General features: G+C 67.9%; 14 protein-coding genes. 6 read left to right on the top strand and 8 right to left on the bottom strand.

What is annotated here, in order from left to right; all coding sequences use genetic code 11:
- Nucleotides 1–529: 529 nt before the first annotated feature.
- The 4 genes from I6J71_RS42870 to I6J71_RS42855 are packed head-to-tail and all read right to left on the bottom strand — an operon-like array spanning nucleotide 530 to nucleotide 4,538.
- Nucleotides 530–1,573 (bottom strand): NAD(P)-dependent alcohol dehydrogenase, encoded by a 1,044-nt coding sequence (locus I6J71_RS42870; protein ID WP_204092067.1) that lies wholly within the window; start codon nucleotides 1,571–1,573, stop codon nucleotides 530–532.
- Between the two features lie 25 nt (nucleotides 1,574–1,598).
- Nucleotides 1,599–2,861 (bottom strand): cytochrome P450, encoded by a 1,263-nt coding sequence (locus I6J71_RS42865; RefSeq protein WP_204092066.1) that lies wholly within the window; start codon nucleotides 2,859–2,861, stop codon nucleotides 1,599–1,601.
- A gap of 58 nt (nucleotides 2,862–2,919) precedes the next feature.
- Nucleotides 2,920–4,293: an NAD(P)/FAD-dependent oxidoreductase gene (locus tag I6J71_RS42860; RefSeq protein ID WP_239155579.1), complete on the bottom strand. Its 1,374-nt coding sequence runs from the start codon at nucleotides 4,291–4,293 to the stop codon at nucleotides 2,920–2,922.
- 26 nt (nucleotides 4,294–4,319) lie between these two features.
- Complete coding sequence (locus tag I6J71_RS42855) at nucleotides 4,320–4,538, bottom strand: ferredoxin (protein WP_204092065.1); 219 nt, start codon at nucleotides 4,536–4,538, stop codon at nucleotides 4,320–4,322.
- A 140-nt stretch (nucleotides 4,539–4,678) separates the two neighbouring features.
- Between I6J71_RS42855 and I6J71_RS42850 the strand changes: the two genes are divergently transcribed.
- Entirely contained in the window at nucleotides 4,679–5,326 is a 648-nt protein-coding gene (locus I6J71_RS42850; RefSeq protein WP_204092064.1) for a hypothetical protein, read from the top strand.
- 272 nt (nucleotides 5,327–5,598) lie between these two features.
- On the opposite strand, the gene I6J71_RS42845 is transcribed toward I6J71_RS42850, so the two are convergent.
- The gene (locus tag I6J71_RS42845) at nucleotides 5,599–6,432 is read right to left on the bottom strand and encodes an SDR family oxidoreductase (RefSeq protein ID WP_204092063.1); all 834 of its coding nucleotides are present in this window, start codon (nucleotides 6,430–6,432) and stop codon (nucleotides 5,599–5,601) included.
- A gap of 127 nt (nucleotides 6,433–6,559) precedes the next feature.
- Between I6J71_RS42845 and I6J71_RS42840 the strand changes: the two genes are divergently transcribed.
- Together I6J71_RS42840 and I6J71_RS42835 are read left to right on the top strand one after the other, a co-directional pair.
- Entirely contained in the window at nucleotides 6,560–7,141 is a 582-nt protein-coding gene (locus I6J71_RS42840) for a TetR/AcrR family transcriptional regulator (protein ID WP_204092062.1), read from the top strand.
- Between the two features lie 599 nt (nucleotides 7,142–7,740).
- Nucleotides 7,741–9,435 carry a SulP family inorganic anion transporter gene (locus I6J71_RS42835; RefSeq protein WP_204092061.1) on the top strand — a complete coding sequence of 565 codons (1,695 nt, stop codon included), beginning with the start codon at nucleotides 7,741–7,743 and terminating at the stop codon, nucleotides 9,433–9,435.
- 149 nt (nucleotides 9,436–9,584) lie between these two features.
- Here the strand turns inward: I6J71_RS42835 and I6J71_RS42830 are convergent, their stop codons facing one another.
- The 3 genes from I6J71_RS42830 to hxlA form a co-directional block, all read right to left on the bottom strand.
- Nucleotides 9,585–10,208 carry a GPR1/FUN34/YaaH family transporter gene (locus tag I6J71_RS42830; protein WP_204092060.1) on the bottom strand — a complete coding sequence of 208 codons (624 nt, stop codon included), beginning with the start codon at nucleotides 10,206–10,208 and terminating at the stop codon, nucleotides 9,585–9,587.
- 389 nt (nucleotides 10,209–10,597) lie between these two features.
- Entirely contained in the window at nucleotides 10,598–10,825 is a 228-nt protein-coding gene (locus I6J71_RS42825; RefSeq protein WP_239154233.1) for a hypothetical protein, read from the bottom strand.
- Between the two features lie 156 nt (nucleotides 10,826–10,981).
- A complete protein-coding gene (hxlA, locus tag I6J71_RS42820; protein WP_204092058.1) occupies nucleotides 10,982–11,611 on the bottom strand; it encodes a 3-hexulose-6-phosphate synthase in 630 nt (209 codons plus the stop codon).
- 708 nt (nucleotides 11,612–12,319) lie between these two features.
- On the opposite strand from hxlA, the gene pqqB reads away from it, so the two are divergent.
- The 3 genes from pqqB to pqqD are packed head-to-tail and all read left to right on the top strand — an operon-like array spanning nucleotide 12,320 to nucleotide 14,189.
- Nucleotides 12,320–13,222 (top strand): pyrroloquinoline quinone biosynthesis protein PqqB, encoded by a 903-nt coding sequence (gene pqqB / locus I6J71_RS42815; protein ID WP_204092057.1) that lies wholly within the window; start codon nucleotides 12,320–12,322, stop codon nucleotides 13,220–13,222.
- Nucleotides 13,219–13,914: a pyrroloquinoline-quinone synthase PqqC gene (gene pqqC / locus I6J71_RS42810; RefSeq protein ID WP_204092056.1), complete on the top strand. Its 696-nt coding sequence runs from the start codon at nucleotides 13,219–13,221 to the stop codon at nucleotides 13,912–13,914. Before pqqB ends, pqqC begins: the two co-directional genes overlap by 4 nt.
- A complete protein-coding gene (gene pqqD, locus I6J71_RS42805) occupies nucleotides 13,914–14,189 on the top strand; it encodes a pyrroloquinoline quinone biosynthesis peptide chaperone PqqD (RefSeq protein ID WP_204092055.1) in 276 nt (91 codons plus the stop codon). Before pqqC ends, pqqD begins: the two co-directional genes overlap by 1 nt.
- Nucleotide 14,190: the final 1 nt, after the last annotated feature.

Raw genomic sequence — 14,190 nt, 5'->3', positions numbered from 1 at the left:
TCCTTCAGGTGGCCGGCGGTGGTGTCCACTCGTCGGGCGCCGCCCTTGGCGCGCTATGGCGGCGGGACCGGCACATCAGCTCGGTGCCCACGCCGATCCAGCGGTCACTGGCCATTACCTCGAACGCGGCCAGCGCACTTAAGGCCGCCGTAGTAGGCGGCAGGCAGGACTACTATGCGCACGGACCGGGCCACCTGTCCTCGCAGGGCACACGGGACGGCATCCGCAGCCGCGGGGCCCGGAGCTCTGCTCTGACGAAGGGCCGTCACCGTGCGCGAGCGGGTCCGTCTCGACCCGCAGCTTCGTCGAGCGGTGGGGAAGCAGTCCGGAGCGGACGCAGGAACTCGTTCAACGCAGAGGCCTTCCGACAGAACACGGCCGGCGTTCGGGCCCAAGCTGCCGAGGCGATCGCCGATCAGCACCTCCCCACTCACCCGGTGCAAGAATAGGCCGGAGAACACACCGCCCAGGGAACGTGCCCCTTCCTGGCACCGGTCGGGAGGCCAGCCCGGGTCGCGTTGAGCGTCGCTCACATCTGGGGGGTGATGACTGCGCGTCCTTGGATTTTGCCGTCTTGCAGGAGCTGGTAGGCCTCGGCGACGCGGGCCAAGGGGAAATGCTCGACCAGCATCCTGACCTTTCGTTGTCGGGCGAGGGCGATCACGTCGATGAGTTCGGGGAGAGAGCCCCAGTAGGGCGCGGCGACCGAACACTCGTGCGGCGGGCTGGAGAAGTTGACAGGCAGGGCTCCGCCGCCGAGACCGACGATGGTCAGGTGGCCGAGTGCCCGGGCCATCTGAGCGGCCATCCGCAGGGTCGGGTCGAGGCCGACCATGTCCAGCACGAGCTGCGCGCCTTGCTGGTGCGTCATGTCCTTGACGCGGGTGACCGCCTGGTCGCCGGATAGCAGCGCCTCGTCGGCGCCCAGGCGCTTGGCGGTGTCCAGCTTGTCGGTGGCGGTGTCCACGGCGACGATGGTGGTGGCCGCGCTGAGTGCGCGCAGAATCTGGATGGCCATCTGGCCCAGGCCGCCCGCCCCGATCACCACGGCGGCCGAGCCCGGCCCGAGCAGGTGCAGTGACCGCTTGACGGCGTGGTAGCTGGTCAGGCCCGCGTCGGTCAGCGGGGCGGCCTCCCGGGGATCGAGGGTGCCCAGCGGAATCAGGAATCGCGACGCCGGGACCAGCAGGTATTCAGCCATTCCGCCGTCGTGGCCTCCCAGGCCCCCACCCCGGCCGCCGGTCTTCTGGCAGTAGTTCTCCCGGCCCCGCCGGCAGTTGGCGCACAGCCCGCAGCCCCAGGGACCGTAGACGATGACGGGGTCATCCGGCGCGAACCCGGTGACACCTGGTCCCAGCTTCTCCACCCACCCCGCGTTCTCGTGGCCGAGGGTGAAGGGCAGCCTCATGCCGTTTCCGGGCGGGGGTACGGGTGCCTGCATGATGTGCAGATCGGAGTGGCAGGCACCGGCGCCCCCAATCTTCACCAGAACCTGTCCCGGCCCGGGCTCGGGCACCAGCACCTCGCGCAGCTGGGGCGGTTTCTGCCATTCGACGAGTTGAAAAGCCCGCATAGCGAATCCTTTTGTGCACGCTGGGTCAGTCGCGGATCCCGTCGATGTCGACCAGGACGTGGCGTGGACCGCGGAAAATCTGGTTGTGGCGGTAGGGGGGCGGGTCGACGACCAGCCGCGGGTTCTGCACGCGGCGGACGAACTCGCTGACCGCGGCCTGGACCTCGAGCCGGGCGAGCGGAGCACCGAAGCAGAAGTGGATGCCCTGGCTGTAGCCGAGGTGCTGGTTGTCGGGGCGTTCGAGGTCGAGCTCGTCGGGGTTGGCGAACCGGTGCGGGTCGCGGTTCGCCGAGCCGTACACGAGGAAGATCGGTGCGCCTTGCGGGATGGTGGTGCCCGCGATGTCGATGTCCTCGAGGGCGGAGCGAGTGTGCCAGAACTGGACCGAGGACTCGAAGCGCAGCAGCTCCTCGATTCCCGGCACGATCAGCTCGGGCTGGCGGCGCAGCTTCTCGAGCACGTTGGGGTGTCGTAGCAGCGTGAGCACGCTGTGGGCGATCAGGTTGACCGTGGTTTCATGCCCGGCGAAGAGCAGGAGCACGGCGTTGCTGACGAGCACGCCCTGCGACATGTGCCCCTCCTGGCCGTCCTCTTGCACCATCGCCGAGAGCATGCCCGGGCCGGGCTGCTGGGCGTACCGGTCGAGCAGCCTGGCGATGAACTCTCTCAACTCGTTCACATTCTGGGTACCGGCCTCCGCCAGGCGCTGTTGCTCCTCGGAAGCCGCCTCGGGACCGAAATCCAAGGCGTCCAGGGCCGCCTCGATCCAGGCGTGGAAGCGCGGGATGTCTTCCAGGGGCACGCCCAAGACCTCGCAGATCACCGTCACCGGAAGGGGGAAGGCGAACTCGTCGACGACGTCGATCCGGGTCTTGCCCTTCATCTTGTCCAGCAGGTCGGCGACGATGCGCCTGATCTCCGGCTCCCGATCGGAGATCAGGTGGGGCGAATGGGGCGGGCCGGCGAAGTGCCGCGTCATCATGCGGCGATCTCGATCGTGCTCGGGCGGGTCTTGGGTAATGATGTTCGGCTCGATGATCACCTGTGTGATCGGCGAGGAATCCGACTCCGCCTCGGCCGCGACCGGGACCGCCCCGGGGCGCTTCGTCACATCAGAGCTGACCCGGTTGTCGTGGAGTAGCTCGACAATCTCCTGGTAGGTGCTAACGACGTAGGTGCCGTCCGGCTGCCGCGCCACCGGAGTCTTGCGCAGCTGTTCGTAGAAGGGGTACGGATTCGCGCGGTTTTCGTACCGGAGGACCTGCTGCCAGGGGGTTTCTTCGACCATGGCGTCCCCCTCCTTCCAGATGTGGTGTCCGGTTACGCGCTCGACCCGCTAGAGTGTGTCAACGAGCGCGAGGTCGGAACGCGGCCCCGCGTTCGCTCGGGTCGTGGCCGGTCAAGACAACGTCGGGGACGGCGGTCGGAACACCAGGTTCCGGGAACTCGGCCGGCATCGGCTTCATGTCCTCGGGCCGGTCCCAGCCCGGCGGCGGAGGCGGGAACCCGGCCGATTGCTCGATCAGCCGGCCGTAGTGCTCCAGCCACTTGCCATGATCGAAGCTGACCGCGGCGACGATACGGCCCCGGCGGCCGTAGGCGGCGGCGAAGCGGCGCTGCTTGACCGACCCCTGCGTGAAGACGATCTCGTCACCGAAGGGCGGCACGCCGACCGTCTTGATGTTGACGCCGAACTGACCGGACCAGAAACCGGGCAGCAACAGATGCGGGTAGTAGTGCGGCTCGAGGTTCACCATGTTGTGGGCCACGACCTCGGCGCCGAGGACGGCATTGTCCCAGTGCTCCATCGCGAGAAACTGGTACTCATACAGCACATGTGGCGCGCGTGCCACGTCACCCGCCACGTAGACGGTGTCGGTCGCCACGCCGTTGATGTCGAAAGCGCGACCGCCGGCGTCGCAGCCGACGCCCCAGAAACCGGCCGCCAGACCGGAGCCCTCCAGCCATTCCACGTTGCGGATCGAGCCGAGCGCGGCCAGCACCACGTCGGCGTCGATCGTGGTCTCGTCCGAGAGCCGAGCACGTCGCACATATCCGCTCGCGTCGCCCTCCAGCGACGACACGCCCACCCCGCATCGCAGGTCCACGCCATGGTCGCGCTGCATCTGCGCGGCGATCTCGCCGATCACCCCGCCGAGCGCGCCGACCAGCGGCGCCGGGCCCCGCTCGGCCACGGTCACCGGGATGTCGAGTTCCCGGCACACGGAGGCCACTTCCGAGCCGATGAACCCGCCGCCGATGACCAGGACCCGCGACGGTCGCGCGGCCAGCGCCTGCTGCAGCCGCGCCGCGTCGTCACGCGAGCGCAGCGTGAACACGCCGCCCAGGGCGGCCTCGGTCGGGTTGGGCCACTGCCGCGCGCGGGTGCCCGTGGCGATCAGCAACCGGTCGAACGGGACCTGCTCGCCATCGGCCAAGCGCACCTGCCTGCGGACCCGGTCCAACCCGGTGGCCGCCACCCCGAGCCGCCACTCGGCATCCAGTTCTCGCAAGCGAGGCAGTTGGGTGTGGTCGGCCGGCACCCACCCTTTGAGCACCTGCTTGGACAGCGGGGGACGGTCGTAGGGCTCAAGAGCCTCGTCCCCGATGATGGTCAGCGGACCGGCGAAACCCTCCTCACGCAAGGCTTCGGCCGCCCGCAGTCCCGTCAGGGAAGCGCCGACGACGACGATCCGGCCGTGGGCCTTGAAGTCGCGCACCAACTCCGCGACCGTTGCCGTCATGGTCATGGCGCCACACCCCGCTCCGCACCATCCAGACGGTCGAGCACGATCGCTTGCACCGGGCAAGCCGCCGCGGCTCGCCGCACCTGCAGACGCCGCGCGTCGTCGGGGTTCGGCTCGTAGGTCAGCGCCTCATCACCAGTCAACCGGAAGACCTCGTGGGCCAGAAACACGCACTGTGCGTATCCCTGGCACCGATTCAGGTCCACGACGATCCGCATGGGCAGACTCCTTCCGTCCGGCCCTCCCCACCACAACCCTCGGCGCACACTGCGCAACGCCGCCGGTCACCTTCCGTCAGGACCGCCAAAAGGACTTAGCCCACACAGGCTTTAAACCTGAGGGCGGCGCCTTTCCGATCTTGACGCCGTTGCTGGCCCAATTGCGCTTATGGCCGGCGAATCACACCCCGGGATCGCCCGGCAGCCCCGCCATGACCAAGATTCTTCGCCCCAGCTTCCATGACCACAACCCCGCTAGCAGCGGAAATTGTGTGTTCGCGCGCCGGGCAACCCAGCCCCGCGCGGCGTGGATCAGTGCCGAGCAGGCGGCCGTCGGTATCGAGGGGGCTGTGGCGAAGCCGCTGGCCAGCCAGTACCCGCTGCGCGGTGGTCGCGCCGGGTGGGTCAAGGTCCGCCACTTCGACGACGTCGACGCGCTCCTGCTCGGCGTGACCGGCAGCACCACCCGACCCACGGCGCTGGTGCTCGGCCAGACCGACCGGCGCGAGCGCGTCCGGGCGGTGGGCCTGTCGGTGCCGCTGTCGCGGACAGCGCTCGGGTCGCTGGCCGGTCGGCTTCGGCCCGTCGAGGGCGGGCCCCAGCGGGTCTCCGGGGTTCTCGCCCGGCCTTCCCGGTGCCGACGACTTCCGCACTGGCCGGTCGAGCCCGGTGTGGTGGTCGAAGCGCGCGCGGATCGCGCCTTTGAACTGGGCCGATATCGGCATCGAGTGTCCGTGGTGCGCGCGCAGCCGGAGCAGTGGTTCCGCAGCCCCAAAGTTGATCAATGACGGTCATGATGACCGCGAAATGGCGTCTGCACCATCCACGCGAGGCAGTGGAGACAACAGCTGGGTCAGTCTGATCAGCGGTGGACACCGGAGATGGTGTTGACCAGCGCTTTTGCAAGGTGGTGCTCGTCGTTACCAATCTTCCTCGCGCTCGTGCCGGGGCGCGACAATGGTCCGAGACTCGACCGTTCCGTTACAAAAGCGCGGGCCGCAACTCGACTCTTGGTAAGTTTGCTGCACTGACGAGCAGGTCGCACAGTGTCATCGTGCGGTCAGATACTGCGGTGGCTGCTGACGGCGGCTCGGAGTTCGTCGAGCTTGGGTGCGAGGGCAGCGTCGACGGCGAGCGGGTCCCGTGCGTTGAGCTCCTGCATCGCGCGCCGTTCGGGAAGCTGGGTGTTGATGTCGATCTGGCGTTCTTCGAGTCCGGCCACGATCTCCACGGCCACTTCGTTGACAGGCCGCAGACCGTATCCGAGGTCGGCCCCCGCTTGAGAGGTCGCCATCATGGGTGTGTCGACCGGGCCGGGGTAGACCGTGGCGACGTGGATGCCGCTGCCGTGCAGCTCGCGGCGGACCGCTTCGTCAAAGCGAACGAGACCGGCCTTGGTGGCGGCGTAGGGAGCGTAGAACGGCGTACCGACCAGGCCGGCGGCGGAGGAGATGCCGACCAGGGCCGCGTGTCCGTGCTCGGCGCCTGCTGCCCGCAGATGCGGTAGCGCTGCCCGGGTCGCGAGGATGGGGGCGAGCAGATTGAGGTCGATCATGGCGCGGATGTCCGCGATGTCGATGTCCTCGAGTGCGGCCGCACGCACGTTTCCCGCATTGTTGATCAAGATGTCGAGGCCGCCAAGTGCGCTGACCGCGTCCGAGACCACGCGTTCGGGTTCCCCGTCGGCGGTGAGGTCGGCGGTGATGGTGTGAGCGGCACCAACGCGCTCGGCGACCAGGGCGGCCGTTTCGGCCAACGGCTCGAGGCGGCGCCCGGCCAGCGCCAGCACGCCGCCACGTGAGGCCAGCTCCAGCGCAAGGGCACGACCGATGCCGCTGCCGGCTCCGGTGATCAGCGTACGGCGCCCCTGCAGGTCAAGACGGTTAGTGCTCATAGGGTGACTCCTTCGGGCACACGTGCAGATAGTGGTCTGGCGTCGCAACTCCATGTTTGGCGCCACTGTCATCTTTGACAGAGTCGCATTGTTTGGCAGGACTGTCAAAGATTCGTATAATCGTCCGATGGTTGGCAGGCGGCAGTTCGACGAGCGGCGCACCCTGGACCTGGCCAGGGACATTTTCTGGTTCAAGGGTTACGGTGCGACGTCGGTGCAGGACATCGCTAACGCCTCCGGTGTCCTGCGCGGCTCGCTCTACAACGCGTACCAGGACAAGGAAACCCTGTTCCTGCAGGTTTTCGAGGAGTATTCCCGGGACTTTCTGGCCGATGCGACCCGCGTGCTTGCCCATCCGAGCGTCGACCGCGCCCTGCGCGAGCTCTTCGACTTCCTCATCACGTCCATGACCACCGGTGAGCCCGCTCGCGGGTGCTTGACGACCAAGACGGCGATCGACACCAGGGCGGACGGGGAACGAATCCGCGCGGCGTTGCGCAACCTGCTCGACGAACTGGAGCGCCTTGTCCAAGATCGGCTCTCCGCCGATGAGGTCCGGCCGCGACTGGCCATGCCCCCGGCCGACGCGGCGCGAGTGCTGGTAACCATGACCCGAGGCATCGTCGTGATGGAACGCGTGTACCAGGATCCGAAGCGACTCAGAGAAACGGCGGAGTCGCTCATCAACGCAGTGCTACCCCCGGCTTGAGTCTCGACCTCCGCGCCCACAACTTGGTTGTCGGGCGGCACCCGAACGGATCGACAGTTGATCTCGCCAAAGTACGAACGAGACTGTCGGCCGACGCGGTAGTGATCTTGGTCCACACTCTGGTCCACGAACTGCTGCCCACCGATGCCGGACACGCCCACTTTGGCGCAACTGTTGCCCACCGCGACCAGGCGATCCGTGTATCCCCAGGTCAGCGTTAGAACTACGGATCAGAAGGTCAGGGGTTCGAATCCCTTCGGGCGCACGTCTGGTTGAGACAGCAATACCAAGAAACCCGCCGGAGACGGCGGGTTTCTTGCTGTCCGGGGTCCGGTTCACGGTTGCGGCCGTAGTCAGTCGGTTGCCGGCTTATCGGCAGTTTCCCCGTGAGGCGGCGAACGCAGCGCGTCAGCGCTCGCGCGCGACGGCTGACCCCGCCCCAAGTAGACGTCCCGAATCATCAACGGGCGTGGCCGACCGCGAGTCCATCCCCATGATCCACGTAGACCCGTTCACCCTCGACCAATCGCGGGTGTCGGCAGGTCCGAACTCGCGGCGGGAAGCTGCGTTCAGGTCGGCTCACTGCCACAATCGCTGAGATGGGCCCTCAGGACGCGCCGGCGCCGAGACGCGCCCGACGGGTCCCGCTGCTGTCGGGGATCCTGCCGATCCGGCGGCGTGCCCTGGGTTCGGACGCACTGGCCGGCCTCACGCTGGCCGCGCTGGCCGTCCCCGAAGTGCTCGGTTACGCCAAGATCGCCGGGATGCCGCCGGTCACCGGCCTGTACACGATGCTCGCGCCGGTGGTGCTCTTCGCGTTGTTCGGGGCGTCGCGGCACCTCGTGGTCGGCGCGGACTCGGCGACCGCGGCGATCCTCGCGGCCGGTCTGGCCGGCCTGGCCGTTCCCGCCTCGGCCGCCTACGTCCGGCTTGCCGGCACGGCCGCGTTGCTGGTCGGCGCGATGCTGCTGCTGGCCCGGCTGATCCGGCTCGGCTTCCTGGCCAACTTCCTGTCCCGGACGGTCCTGGTCGGCTTTCTCACGGGCGTCGGCATCCAGGTCGCGGTGGGCCAGTTGCCCGACATGCTCGGCGTGCCCGCAGCAGGCAGCGAGACCGTGCCCAAGCTGATCAACCTCGTTCGCGCGCTCGGCCACACCAACGCGGCGACCGCGTTGGTGTCCGCGGCGGTGGTCGTCGTGGTCGTCGGCACCCGGCTCGTGGCGAAGAAAGTGCCGGGCGGGTTGATCGCCGTCATCGGCGCGATCGTGGTCAGCGAGCTCGTCGACCTGTCCGCCCACGGGGTTGCCGTGCTGGGCGCGGTTCCCCAGGGCATCCCCCACGTCGCGCTGCCCAGCTTCGACCCGCACGACATATCCACGTTGCTCGGCACCGCGGTGTCCATGTTCGTGGTGATCCTCGCCCAGAGTTCCGCGACCTCACGCGCCTACGCCGCCCGCTACGAGGAAACCGTCGACGAGGACGCCGACCTGGTCGGCCTCGGCACCGCGAACGTGGCCGCGGCGTTCACCGGCACCTTCGTGGTCAACGGCAGCCCCACCAAGACGCAGATCGTGGCCGGCGCGGGCGGCCGCAGCCAGCTCGCTCCCCTGGCCGCCGGGGTGATCGCCGTGGTGGTGCTGGTTTTCCTGACCGGTCCGCTGGGTGTGCTACCACTGGCGGCGCTGGCCACTGTGGTGTTCCTGATCGGCGTCGACCTGATCGACCTCGCCGGGATGCGCCGGATCTTCCGGGTCCGGCGCGCGGAATTCGTGGTGGCGTTGCTGACCGCGGCCGCCGTGGTTTTCACCGGCGTCGAGCAGGGCGTCGTGCTGGCCATCATCGTGTCCGTCGTCGATCACCTGCGGCACAGCTACCGCCCGCACAGCGGTGTTCTGGTCAAGTCACCGGCAGGCCACTGGCAACCCGAGCCGGTCACCCCCGGCCGCCGCACGACCGAAGGCATGATCGTCTACCGCTTCGGGAGCAGCCTGTATTTCGCCAACGCCATGCGGTTGAGCACCGACGTGACCACCCTGCTCCCCGGCGACCGCACCGTGGCCTGGTTCTGCCTCGACTGCGCTGCCGTCGGCGACGTGGACTACACCTCGGCAGGCGTCCTCGCCACGGTCGCCAAACGCCTGGGCGCGCGCCACATCCGCCTCGTGCTCTCCGGCGTCCTGCCCGAGGTCCGCGCGCAACTGGACCGGTACGGGCTGACCCGAACGATCGGCGTGGACAGCTACTTCGACACCGCGGGCGCCGCCCTGGACGCGTTCGACAAGCGAAAGGCCTGACACCCGACCATCCGTCTACGCGGGGAAGGGCGGTCCGGACCCCGCGGATGACGAAGACCCCGCCCCCGGAGCTGTGTTCGGGGGCGGGGTCCGCTCAGGCTCTGCAACCGGGTGGGCGGCGAAGCCGCAGCGACCACCCGGCGGTCACCTCAGTTCAGCACCGGGCGGCCCAGCGGCAACCCCTTGCCGCCCGTCGCGCCGGACATCGCGCCGAGGTACAGGTACACCCCGACCAAGGTGAACGCGAACGTGACGTAGCCGCCGGCGGTGGAGGCGCCCGGGGCGTCGCCCACCGTGCCGTACAGCACGAGCGCGAGCGCGAGGTCGATCAGCACGAACAGCACCGTGAACGCGGCCGGCAGCCGCAGGGTGCCCAGTGTCAGCAGGACGATCGTGATCAGCCAGGCGATCAGGAACACGCCCTGGGTGGCGACCGCCGCGTCCGGGGTGATGCCGAACCAGTTGTGGGTCAGGCCGAGCACGAGTGCCGAGTAGCTGAGCCAGAACCCGGCGAAGATGCCGAACACGGAGGCGACGGCGTTCTGGCCCAGCGATGCTGCCCACAGCGCGGCGACGAGCTGGCCCAGACCGGTCGCGGGCAGGATGACGGCGATCGAGGCACCGACGGCGGACGCCGGGACGTATCCGGTCAGCACTAGGCCGAGCGCGGTCGCGCCGACGATGAAGGTCGGCACGCCGATCATGGCGGGGTCGCCCACGGGGACGGATTGGGTGGGGGCTTTGAGTTCGGCTTCGGCTTCGGCAGTGGTCATCGTGTACTCCTCGTTGAGCTGCGAATGATCCTCGAGTGCGGTCAGGCTGGGCGGCGAACCCGGATCGGCCGGCCGCGGTGGAAGCGGGAGGCGGGAGGGCACCACCCGCTTTCCGCGCCGAGTCCGGTTCCCGGCGCCACGTCGAAGCGGCGGACACGGCCGTGGCCGGCGTCGGGAACTTCCTCGAACTGCGGACGTGACGACCACCTGCGACCGAGCGGGCCGCGTTCGGGCGAGATGGCCGGCGGCGCCGTCGCCGCCGCGGTGGTGATCGGCCGTCTCGGCCACGTCGCCGGGCGAAATCCCCGGAGGAAGACAGCCACCGCGTCAACCCGAAATCTCGGCCGCGGTCCACCCGCCGGCACGTGCCCGGTGGACCCGCCGACCGCTTACCGGGTCCTGGGCCACATTCCTGACAGCTCAGGATGGTCGTCGTCGATCAGGCGGTGCGCCAAGGCGATCGCCTCTTTCGGATCGACCTGGTCGAAGTCGGGAGACCCCTTGGCGACGCCCTCGAAGACGTCTGCCAGCTCGTTCGCCGCGGTCGGCGACAGGCTGGTGTCTTGGCTACATTGGACGTAGCGCAACCGCAGCACTCCCGCGGCCTGCAGCAGCAAGGCACAGTAAGTATCGGTTGCAGCTGGTGTCCGATCGGATCGAGCACCTGACTCTTGGCCCTTCACGCCGACTCCCTTCTCTCGTCAAGTCTCCCGACACGGCTGACTGCCTCGCTGCGTGCCGGCTTGTGTTCGGCACACAGCGGGCTGGTTTTGTCAGGCGGTGGCGCGTTTTTTGAGTTCCCTGGCGGCGGCGCCGGGGTCGCCGGCGTTGTAGATCGCGCCACCGGCCACGGCCACGGTCGCGCCCGCGTCGCGCACCGAAGCGATGGTGTCGATCTTGACCCCACCGGCGATCGAGAACGGCACCCCGGCCTCACGACCGTCCTCCAGCAACTGGTTGATCGAGTAACCCGGACGGGCCTGCTCGTCCAGACCGGCGTGAATCTCCACGAACGACACCCCCAGCTTCGCCACCTCACGAATCCGGGCAACCCGCCCGTCCACCACGGTGATCATGTCCGCGACAACCTGCTTGCCGTACTTACGCCCCGCCGCGACCGCGCCCAGCACAGTGTCATCATCAGCCGCACCCATCACCGTGACCAGATCCGCCCCCGCCTCAAACGCCAACGCCGCCTCCAGCTCACCCGCGTCAGCAGTCTTGAGGTCCACGAACACCAGCTTGTCCGGGTGCGCCGCCTTGATCGCCGACACCGCACTGATCCCCGCCGACTTCACCAACGGCGTCCCCAGCTCCAAGATGTCCACATGCTCAGCCACCTGATTCGCCAACGTCAACGCCGCCGGAAGATCCAGCACATCCAACGCCACCTGCAACTTCACAAGACACTCCTCTACTGGTCACGACAGTGCACCGCACCCGTCGACCACACCCCGGTCCCGCCGGCAGCGACACCCGCCACCCAGAACACGAAACCGGGCCACCAACCCCCACAACAATTCCCTACTCAGCCAAAACCCAGCAACACCCGACCACATGCAAAAACACAATCCCCCGATGCGCACAACAAATAACCACCCCGGTTGAGTTCACCGGTTGTCAGCGCGCAATGCTGGTCGGCGCGGCCGGGCCGCGTCGCCGTTCGTACGGTGTGGCCCGGAGGGCTCGACGCCGGCCGCTGCCGCCACCCGGCCTCGTTCCTCGACTTCGGGCCGCGCGACCGCCCGCCGTCTTTGCCGGAAAACCGCTGGTCAAAGGGCATTATGGGCAACGTGCTCGGCGTATTCGGGCAGCCGGCACCGCCGCACTCCGTTCGTGACAGCACGCCCGCCGTTGGTGAATGATTCGGTGCCGGTCGTTCGCGATCGGTTGCCAGCCCAGGCGGCGGCGAAGAAGCTGTGAAAAGACACGCCGAGTTCAGCGCGACTATACCCGATAGCCGCCCTGGATTAATGCTCGGCGGGCAACGGTGCCTGGTCGGATTTGAGGGAGGACGCCATGAGGTGGGAAACGCCTGATTTTGCGCTGCTCGAGGCGTGCCCTGAAGTCACCGGCCACCTGAGCCGGCGCTGACGGATTGTTTTCGCGCTGTGTTCATTCATTGCCTCGGAGCCGCGGCAGGCGGAGGTTATCCGCAGTGGAATTGCGCTTGCGCCGGGTGCCGCAAGGCCCGCGCCAAGCCTGAAGCCGCGACGACCCACGCGGCGATCGCGGTGTCCGGAGACGGCGAGCAGTGGTTCCTGCTCAACGCAACCCCGGACGTCCATCACCAGATAGCGGCGGATCCCGCGTTGCACCCGGGTCCGGAAATCAGGAAGACACCGGTTGCCGGTGTGTTGTTGACGGACGCGGAGTTCGATCACACGATCGGCTTGCTGATGCTGCGTGAGGAGTCCTCGCTGACGGTGTACGGGACGTATCCCGTGCTGGAGGCGCTGACCCTGTGGTTCCCGGTCCGGGAGTTGCTGAGCGACTACGCGGACTTCTCCTGGTCCTTGGTCGAAATCGGCAAGCCGCTGGATCTGGACGATCGGTTGCGCGTGACCGCGTTCATGACCGGAGCCAAGGCCCCTCGCTACGTCGGGCAATCGCGGCTTCGCGGCCCGTCGTCGGAGTGGGAGGTGGGCTACCGCCTCGAAGACAAGGTGACCGGCGGGATCGCGGTGTACGCGCCGACGCTGCCCCGGTGGGACGAGAAGTTCGCCGAGCAGGTGGCGTCGGCTGATTGCGTCTTCGTGGACGGCACGTTCTGGACCGACGACGAAATGTCGCGCCGGGGCGCGGGAAGCCGGACCGGACGCTCCATGGGCCACATGCCCGTCAGCGGCGAGGACGGCTCGGCCCGGGCGCTGGCTGCGCTGCCCGCGAAGCGAAAGATCTACACCCACATCAACAACACGAACCCGATTCTCGACGAAGAGTCCAAGGAGCGGCGCTGGGTGACGGACTTGGGCATCGAAATCGGTCGAGCCGGCTTGGAGGTGGAAGTATGAACGCGTGGTCTGCTGAGGAGTTCGAGGCGCACCTGCGGTCCATCGGAGAAAAGCGGTACCACCATCTGCACCCGTTCAACGAGCGGATGCACGCGGGTGAGCTGTCCGAAGCGGAGTTCCGCGGATGGGTGCGGAATCGCTTCTACTACCAGATGAACCTGCCGAAGAAGGACGCGTTCATCCTGACCAAGCTCCCCGGCCGGGAGGATCGGCGCCAGTGGATTCAGCGCATCATCGATCACGACGGGCGCACGGGAGACGAAGGCGGCCTCGAAAAGTGGATCCGCCTCGGCGCAGCTGTCGGCTTGAGCCGGGAAGAGCTGTTCGACATCGACACGGTACTGCCCGGCGTGCGCTTCGCCGTCGACGCCTACGTGGATTTCTGCCGCCAGAAGCCGTGGCTTGAGGCCGTGGCGTCGGCGCTGACCGAGCTGTTCGCACCGGATCTGCTCAGCAGGCGGATCACCGACGTCCAGCACCACTACCCGTGGATCGCCCCGGAAGGCTTGGAGTACTTCCGGGCGCGGCTCACCCAGCAGCCCAAGGACATCGCGCACCTGCTCGACCTGGTGATCAACCACGCGAAGACCAGGGAGCAGCAGGACGCGTGCGCACGAGCGCTGGAGTTCAAGTGCGACGTCCTCTGGAGCCTGCTGGATGCCGTAGAACTCGCGTACAGCAAGAGTTCGTGATGGACGAAACCGACTTGACAGCCATTCCGCGGCTGGCGACCAAGGCGATGCTCAAGCACGACAACGTTCGGAACGTGGAGCTGCTGCTGTTGCCCGAGCGGGTCGTGCTCCTGAACACGTCCGGGGCAGCGATCTTGGGGCTGTGCGACGGCAGCCGGACGGTCCGAGATGTGGTCGACCAGCTCGAGAAGGACTTCGAAGCGGCCGATCTCGCGAACGACGTGATGAAGTTCCTCGAGGATGCGTGCGGACGGGGTTGGGTGGTGGTCACATGAC

Source organism: Amycolatopsis sp. FDAARGOS 1241 (assembly GCF_016889705.1).
Lineage (GTDB): Bacteria > Actinomycetota > Actinomycetes > Mycobacteriales > Pseudonocardiaceae > Amycolatopsis.
This window is presented reverse-complemented; position numbering and strand designations above follow the sequence as displayed.

Bases quoted from the DNA above. Each gene is read 5' to 3' on its own strand.
- I6J71_RS42855 (WP_204092065.1), bottom strand. From the start codon at position 4,538: ATGCGGATCGTCGTGGACCTGAATCGGTGCCAGGGATACGCACAGTGC.
- I6J71_RS42830 (WP_204092060.1), bottom strand. From the start codon at position 10,208: ATGACCACTGCCGAAGCCGAAGCCGAACTCAAAGCCCCCACCCAATCC.
- I6J71_RS42865 (WP_204092066.1), bottom strand. From the start codon at position 2,861: ATGGTCGAAGAAACCCCCTGGCAGCAGGTCCTCCGGTACGAAAACCGC.
- I6J71_RS42835 (WP_204092061.1), top strand. From the start codon at position 7,741: ATGGGCCCTCAGGACGCGCCGGCGCCGAGACGCGCCCGACGGGTCCCG.
- pqqD (WP_204092055.1), top strand. From the start codon at position 13,914: ATGGACGAAACCGACTTGACAGCCATTCCGCGGCTGGCGACCAAGGCG.
- I6J71_RS42870 (WP_204092067.1), bottom strand. From the start codon at position 1,573: ATGCGGGCTTTTCAACTCGTCGAATGGCAGAAACCGCCCCAGCTGCGC.
- I6J71_RS42840 (WP_204092062.1), top strand. From the start codon at position 6,560: ATGGTTGGCAGGCGGCAGTTCGACGAGCGGCGCACCCTGGACCTGGCC.
- pqqC (WP_204092056.1), top strand. From the start codon at position 13,219: ATGAACGCGTGGTCTGCTGAGGAGTTCGAGGCGCACCTGCGGTCCATC.
- I6J71_RS42845 (WP_204092063.1), bottom strand. From the start codon at position 6,432: ATGAGCACTAACCGTCTTGACCTGCAGGGGCGCCGTACGCTGATCACC.